This window comes from Halohasta sp. A2 (assembly GCF_056175805.1).
Map to the genome: position 1 here is coordinate 22,837 of NZ_JAQFWV010000038.1, position 6,593 is coordinate 29,429.

Annotated in this window: 9 protein-coding genes; 5 read left to right on the top strand and 4 right to left on the bottom strand. The window is 58.9% G+C overall.

Annotated elements, in window-relative coordinates:
- Positions 1-18: 18 nt before the first annotated feature.
- The 3 genes from O2S87_RS11605 to O2S87_RS11615 form a co-directional block, all read right to left on the bottom strand.
- A complete protein-coding gene (locus tag O2S87_RS11605) occupies positions 19-810 on the bottom strand; it encodes a VOC family protein (RefSeq protein WP_475408954.1) in 792 nt (263 codons plus the stop codon).
- 106 nt (positions 811-916) lie between these two features.
- Positions 917-1,378 (bottom strand): TIGR04206 family protein, encoded by a 462-nt coding sequence (locus tag O2S87_RS11610; RefSeq protein WP_475408955.1) that lies wholly within the window; start codon positions 1,376-1,378, stop codon positions 917-919.
- Between the two features lies 1 nt (position 1,379).
- Entirely contained in the window at positions 1,380-2,489 is a 1,110-nt protein-coding gene (locus O2S87_RS11615) for an OBG GTPase family GTP-binding protein (protein ID WP_475408956.1), read from the bottom strand.
- Between the two features lie 157 nt (positions 2,490-2,646).
- Here O2S87_RS11615 and O2S87_RS11620 point away from each other — a divergent pair, with 157 nt between their 5' ends.
- From O2S87_RS11620 to O2S87_RS11640, 5 genes are all read left to right on the top strand, one after another.
- On the top strand, positions 2,647-2,850 hold the full coding sequence (locus O2S87_RS11620) for a VNG_1110C family protein (protein ID WP_475408957.1): 204 nt from the start codon (positions 2,647-2,649) through the stop codon (positions 2,848-2,850).
- Between the two features lie 59 nt (positions 2,851-2,909).
- A complete protein-coding gene (locus O2S87_RS11625) occupies positions 2,910-3,284 on the top strand; it encodes a DUF7541 family protein (protein ID WP_475408958.1) in 375 nt (124 codons plus the stop codon).
- Positions 3,285-3,388: 104 nt separating this feature from the next.
- Positions 3,389-3,859, top strand: coding sequence for a DUF6684 family protein (locus tag O2S87_RS11630; protein WP_475408959.1), 471 nt, complete (start codon positions 3,389-3,391; stop codon positions 3,857-3,859).
- A 147-nt stretch (positions 3,860-4,006) separates the two neighbouring features.
- On the top strand, positions 4,007-5,779 hold the full coding sequence (locus O2S87_RS11635) for a cbb3-type cytochrome c oxidase subunit I (protein ID WP_475408962.1): 1,773 nt from the start codon (positions 4,007-4,009) through the stop codon (positions 5,777-5,779).
- 164 nt (positions 5,780-5,943) lie between these two features.
- Positions 5,944-6,201, top strand: coding sequence for a DUF7847 domain-containing protein (locus tag O2S87_RS11640; protein WP_475408960.1), 258 nt, complete (start codon positions 5,944-5,946; stop codon positions 6,199-6,201).
- Here the strand turns inward: O2S87_RS11640 and O2S87_RS11645 are convergent.
- The coding region (locus tag O2S87_RS11645; protein ID WP_475408961.1) for an IS630 family transposase at positions 6,182-6,593 on the bottom strand (412 nt) is incomplete at its 5' end. The two genes, O2S87_RS11640 and O2S87_RS11645, sit on opposite strands and share 20 nt — an antisense overlap.

A 6,593-nucleotide genomic window follows, 5' to 3' on the forward strand; every position in this document is an offset into this window, starting at 1 on the left:
GGACGACTTTGTGTCGACTCAGAACGGGAACAACGAGTCGGCCTCGGGGTCGCGCTCAATGAGTTCGATCTCGTGGCCGTCCTGGTCTTTCGTGAAGGCGTACATATTGTCGCACTCTTCGGGTGAGCGGTAGTCCGCTGCTTCGCGGAGCATCAGCTGGTCCCAGTCGTCGGCGAGGTCGTCGACGCGCACACAGAGGTGACCCCAGGCGTCACCCATCGTGTACTCGCGGCCGTCGTAGTTGTAGGTGAGTTCGAGCTTCATCGCCTCCTGTGGGGCGTCTTCGGGGGCCATGAAGTAGTTCGCAAAGGAGCTGGCCTCCCAGCGCGAGCGGGGCTCGACGTACTCGAACTTCCGGGTCCAAAAGCCGAGCGCCTCGTCGGCGTCCTCGACGCGGATCATCGTGTGATCCAGCGACCAGTCGGCACCGAAGTCGCGCTGGACGATCTCGACCTCGTGGCCGTCGGGATCTTTGACGAACGCATAGCGGCCGCCACAGGATTCGGGATCCCGATAGTCGTCGACGCCTTCGTCCATGAGTTGCTGGTAGTAGGTTTCGAGTTCACCCTCAGGAACCCGAACGGCGATGTGGCCCCACGCGTCGCCCACTTCGTCGACCTCCTCGCCGTGGTTCGAGGTGAGCTCCAACATCGCGTCGTCGTGCATCTCTTCGGGCCCGAGATAGACGATGGTGAAGCCGTCGCCCTCGTAGCGGTCTTTCTCCTCGTAGCCGAGATGGGTCTGATACCAGTCGACCGACTCATCGAGGTCGTCGACTCGCATCATTACGTGGTCAAGGATTCCAGTCATGTGGTATGAGTATTGGCCGCCGGGTCGAAAAGAATACCGAACACCAAACAAACCTATTCGATTATTGACTCGAATGGTGCTACAGTAGTATATAAGTAGCCGGTGGCTACGCTGGCGGTCGACCCCGTGACTCGCGCAACCTGGGCCAGTAGAACCACCAGACGACAACTCCGGTCGACACAGCGCCGAGCGGGACCGACGTCGAGACGCCACGACCGACCAATCCCTGCCAGACAAACAGCGAACCGATCGCCGACAAAACGAGCAGGCCCGCAGTCAGCCGTGGGTCCTCGCGGTTGGCGATGACACCACCGGCCGCACTCAACACCGCCCCAACATAAAAGCCAAGACTGATTGGCCACACCTGCAGCGACCACGGTAAGCTGTCGACGCCTCCTGTTGAACCGAGATATTCGAGCAGTGTGACGGCGTTCCAGGGGTTCGTGTTAACCAACCCCCACGGCATCATCGCCGAGGGCGACCCTCCGAACGGAGAGACGACCACCCACGGAACGACGACGAGACTGCAGACCACACCCAATGCGAGCGGAGTCGACACACGCGCCATCTCAGCGGCTCGTGATGATCCGCAGTACGTCCTCGTCGGCCAGTTCGTGGTCTTTGCCGACCTGCTGGTCGGGGTGTTTCGCACTCTGGCCGCTTACTCGGGCGAAGCGGAACCGCTCTTGAAACTCGCCGCCGAGTTTGTTGAGGGCATCTCCGACGGTCGCGCCCTCTTTGACCATCAACGGCTCGTCGTAGTCGACGCCCCGGCCGGGCTTGTCCATGTACACGCGCACGAGACCGAGCGTGTCATAAATGCGTTCTTTGAGCGCCTCAAGCCCCCGTTCCTTCTCGGCGCTGATGAACGTCGCCGCCTCGGGGTCGATGTCGTGGTCGCGGAGCTGGTCGTAAACGGTCGGCAGGTAGTCCTCGTCGATCAGATCGGCCTTGTTGACCGCGACGATCGAAGGGATGTAGATCCGGTTGTCCATCATGCCGTCGATGAGTTCGTCGATCGAGGGATCACCGCGCACAGTGACTTCGGCGTTGACGTAGCCGTTCTCGCGGAGCACGTCCGCGATCGTCCGCTCGTCGAGGCTCACGCTGTCGCTTTTGTTCACCTGGATCCCGTTTTTGTGTCGCTTGCGGATATGGATGCTCGGCGGATCGGTGTCGAGGCGGATCTTGTTGTTGTACAGCTCTTGGCGGAGGCGTTCGTACTGGTCGATCTCGAACACCGATAACATGAACACCGCGAGATCGGCGGTACGGACGACCGACAGCACCTCTTGGCCGCCACCGCGGCCGTCGGCTGCGCCTTCGATGAGCCCCGGCACATCAAGAATCTGGATGTTCGCGCCGCGATATTTGAGCATCCCGGGGTTCACGTCGAGGGTCGTAAACTCGTAGGAGCCGGTTTCGCTGTCGGCGTTGGTGAGGGCGTTGATCAGCGTCGACTTGCCGACGCTCGGGAAGCCCACCAGTGCCACGGTGGCGTCGCCGTGTTTCTCGACGGCGTACCCCTGGCCACCGCCCGCGGAGGACTGGTTTTCGAGTTTCTCCTTTTTTTCCGCGAGTTTCGCCTTCAGTCGACCGATGTGGGCCTCGGTCGACTTGTTGTATGGTGTTCCGGCGATCTCCTCGCGGATCGATTCGATCTCCTCCTCCAATCCCATTACCGGCCAGTGGGCCGCCGCCGTCGAAAAAGCTGTTCATTCACCCGGTTTTGTCTGCCACGCGAGATGTCGACACGGCACACTCACGCCTACTTTCCGGCTGAAAGCATATTTCGACACGATTATACATCATCTTACTAACTGATGAGTCGACGACATGCCGAACCCTTCGCGGCTCCGCGATAGCACACAGATCGAACTACCCTCTCAGACGTTCGAACAGCTCCGCGATCAGGTCGAATCCGAGTATATGGTGACGGTGTTCCAACCCGACCCGACGCAGTACCGAATAATCGGAAGTCCGGTCGAGATCAAGGCGGTCTCGTCGTTTTTGAGTCGACAGGGCGTCGCGCTTCGGTGACAGTCAGGCTCGGCCCAGCGTTTCGAAGCGTTTCTTAGGCTCGCTCTCGTGTAGCCGGTATGGAAGAGACACCGGGGCTCAGCGAGCAGTACCGGAAGGCGAGTCCGTGGCCGTTGTTTATCGCACTCGGCGTGCCGATCTCGGAGATCGGACTGGTGTTCGACGTGTTTCCGGTCGCCGTCGGTGGGCTCTTGTTGTTCTGTGGCTGTATCGCCGGCATGCTCCAGGAGGCGGGCTACGTCGAACTGCCGTGGACCCCACTGGGCGTGATGGCCGTGCTCCTGTTCGTCTTCGGCGCAGGCACCCTCTATGCGAGCCCACTGGTTGCCGTCGACTTGACATTGCGTGCGTACGCACTGTTTGCGACGGGCGGGATTCTAGTTGCGGCCGTCGTCGCCGGGACGTTCCTGGTCCCGAAACGACAGTCGACGTAGTAGACGGGAATCAAGCGAGTAGAGAGCCTTGCTACATGGTGCGCAAGGCGTTGTCGAGCGAGAAAACCAGTAACCTATTTGGGCGACCTCTGCAACCATACCGTATGGAAACCAAGATCTTCGATAAGGAGACGATGCTTGACCTGTTGGTCAACTTCATTCCGCTCGGCATTATCCTCTTTTTCATTGGGACGTTCGCCTTCGTTGATCCGTGGGGGTTCGACATCATGAACTCTGGAATCATGTTCGTGATCATGGGTGCGATGTTCCTCGCCCTAGCCGTGTTGACCTATGTTTCGGCGAAAGCGATCGCTGGCGATGAAAAGCGTGCGACGGTGTACGCCCAAGGACAGGCCGGACTTGACGGCGCACGGCCCATCCACGAACTCGAACAAGAGGCTGACAACGATGGCCCCATTGAGGGTGCCGACGACGAAAGCGAACCGGAAGTCGACGAAAGTAAAGCAGAAACAGCCAACGACGAGCAAACCGAGTCGACGGCGGCCGACGAAGATGCGGTTGACACCGAGTCAGAAGCCAACACCGACGAGTCGGAAACACGCGCCGAGAAGTAACGCCAGCGCGTCGAAACGAGCCGGTTGACAACGGCCCAGATTCCCCTACATCGAACGCAGGGACGCCGGTCACCCGAATCTTTCTTTACCCTGCACTACTGACCAACACCTATGGATGTTAGTGCGCAAATCGTTCTGACGATTCTGATGGGGGTGTTTCTCGTCGCCGTCGCCACGTGGATCACACGGGTCGAAAACTGGCGAACGTATAGCCCAGTCGGTGGCGGCTCGTTCATCGACAAATCGGGATACGTCGAACAGGAGAAACCCGCTGGAATAATTCGCTGGCTAACGACGGTCGACCACAAGGATATCGGCATCCTGTACGGTCTGTACGGCGTCGTCGCGTTCGTCGTCGGCGGACTGATGGTGTTGTTGATGCGAATCGATCTCGTGACGACCGAATCGCTGCTCGGAACGTCGACGTACAACGCGTTGCTGACGAGCCACGGGATTACGATGCTGTTCCTGTTCGGGACGCCAATTATCGCGGCCTTCTCGAACTACCTACTGCCGCTGATTATCGGGGCAGACGATATGGCGTTCCCCCGAATCAACGCCATCGCCTTCTGGCTGCTGCCACCGGCGGCACTGCTGATCTGGGGCGGCTTTTTCGCCCAGCCACTCGGCCTGTTCGATCCGGCACAGACCGCCTGGACGATGTACACGCCACTGTCGCTCGGTGAGGCCGGCGGAAGCAACGACGCGGTCGGCGGCGCTGGTGTCGACCTCATGCTGCTGGGACTCCACCTCTCTGGGGTCGCCGCAACGATGGGGGCAATCAACTTCATTGCGACCATTTTCACTCAGCGTGGCGAGAAGGTGACGTGGGCGAACCTCGACATCTTCTCGTGGACGATTCTCACCCAGTCAGGACTCATCCTCTTTGCGTTCCCGCTGCTCGGTAGCGCGCTCATCATGCTACTGGCTGACAGAAATCTCGGCACCTCGTTTTTCCTCGCCGAGGGCGGCAACATGCTGTGGCAACACCTGTTTTGGTTCTTTGGCCACCCTGAAGTCTACATTCTCGTCCTTCCGATGATGGGAATCGTCAGCTACGTCCTGCCGCGGTTCGCGGGTCGACAGCTGTTCGGCTTCAAGTTCGTCGTCTACTCGACGCTCGCGATCGGTGTGCTCTCGTTCGGTGTCTGGGCCCACCACATGTTCGCGACGGGCATGGACCCACGACTCCGCTCGTCGTTCATGGCGGTCTCGATGGCGATCGCGATCCCCTCGGCAGTTAAGACCTTCAACTGGATCACGACGCTTTGGAACGGCCGAATCCGTCTGACAACGCCGATGCTCTTCTGTATCGGCTTCGTCTCGAACTTCATTATTGGCGGCGTCACCGGCGTCTTCCTCGCGTCGATCCCGGTCGACCTCGTGCTCCACGACACCTACTACGTGGTGGGCCACTTCCACTACATCGTGATGGGTGCGATTGCATTTGCGGGCTTCGCGGGCATCTACTACTGGTTCCCGCTGGTGACCGGCCGGCGCTACCAGGCCAGCCTCGGAAAGGCCCACTTCTGGCTGACAATGGTCGGCACGAACGTGACGTTCTTCGCGATGATCCTCTTGGGGTACGGCGGCATGCCCCGGCGCTATGCGACCTACCTGCCGGAGTTCGCCACGCTCCACCAGGTCGCAACCGTCGGTGCGCTGATCCTGTTCGTCGGCCAGCTCATCTGGTTTTGGAACATGGTCTCGTCGTGGTTCGAGGGCAAACGCGTCGAAAGCGGCGATCCGTGGGCCCTTGAAGACGACGGCGTCAACACTGTCGAATGGCAGTGGTTCGACCGGAAACTCCAGACCTCGCTGGCGACCGACGGCGGCGAAGAAGACGACGCCGACGTCGTAACCGACGGTGGCGAGCCAGTTGACGAACAGACAATCGATGAACAAACCGTCGACGAGTAGATAGTCGACGAAACTGACGCCTAACAACTCGCTTTCGGCCTCCGTTACAGTCTGTTTTTCGTAGCAAACAACTCACCCAGAGAACCGGCTGGCTCTCTCAGCCGTGAAGCCGAAAAGCAAAGAAAAACCGATACTATTTTGTCATAAATGGCGGTTGTAGTCATATGGTTGTCATTCAATCGCTTAGCACTGCGTGGAACGCTGTAACCCGTAATCCAGTCGTGTTTCTCGTTGTCGCGGCGTACGGACTGTTACAGATCCCCGGTACTATCGCACAGTCGATCGATCCACTCGTCGGGAGCATGGTCTCGTTCGGCATGTCGGGCGTGTTTCTACTCCTGACACCGTTTTTCTTCGGTGGAATAATGCCGATGGCCAACGAATCGATCGATGGTCTAGTGATTAACGCAACTTCTGAATGAATCCACTGAGGTGATTCTCAATCCATGATCCTGCGAAACTCAACTGGTCAGTCAATGTTGTGAAGATCTCATCGAGGAGGGCGCGGTACTCGGCCGCGCCCTCCACGATTAGGGGAGATGATTCCCATTTGAGACTCTTCCAGACTGGTTCAATTGGGTTGAGATGCGGCGAACCAACTGGAAGAAAGACGAGATCGATCCCGAGTTCATGGGAACGTTTTCGCGTGTACGCACAGATGTGTGAAGAGAAGTTGTCCAAGACGATCAGAATCCGCTCGCCCGGATTCTGCTCGCGTATCTCCTCGAAACACGCGCAAATCCGTTCTTTCTCTTGATTTAGTGGAAACTGGAGGACACTCTCACCGTTGAGAGCATAGAACCCGGCCGCTGGT

Excerpts from the sequence above, each read along its gene's own strand:
- O2S87_RS11605 (WP_475408954.1), bottom strand. The coding sequence starts at position 810 with ATGACTGGAATCCTTGACCACGTAATGATGCGAGTCGACGACCTCGAT.
- O2S87_RS11610 (WP_475408955.1), bottom strand. The coding sequence starts at position 1,378 with ATGGCGCGTGTGTCGACTCCGCTCGCATTGGGTGTGGTCTGCAGTCTC.
- O2S87_RS11615 (WP_475408956.1), bottom strand. The coding sequence starts at position 2,489 with ATGGGATTGGAGGAGGAGATCGAATCGATCCGCGAGGAGATCGCCGGA.
- O2S87_RS11620 (WP_475408957.1), top strand. The coding sequence starts at position 2,647 with ATGCCGAACCCTTCGCGGCTCCGCGATAGCACACAGATCGAACTACCC.
- O2S87_RS11625 (WP_475408958.1), top strand. The coding sequence starts at position 2,910 with ATGGAAGAGACACCGGGGCTCAGCGAGCAGTACCGGAAGGCGAGTCCG.
- O2S87_RS11630 (WP_475408959.1), top strand. The coding sequence starts at position 3,389 with ATGGAAACCAAGATCTTCGATAAGGAGACGATGCTTGACCTGTTGGTC.
- O2S87_RS11635 (WP_475408962.1), top strand. The coding sequence starts at position 4,007 with ATGGGGGTGTTTCTCGTCGCCGTCGCCACGTGGATCACACGGGTCGAA.
- O2S87_RS11640 (WP_475408960.1), top strand. The coding sequence starts at position 5,944 with ATGGTTGTCATTCAATCGCTTAGCACTGCGTGGAACGCTGTAACCCGT.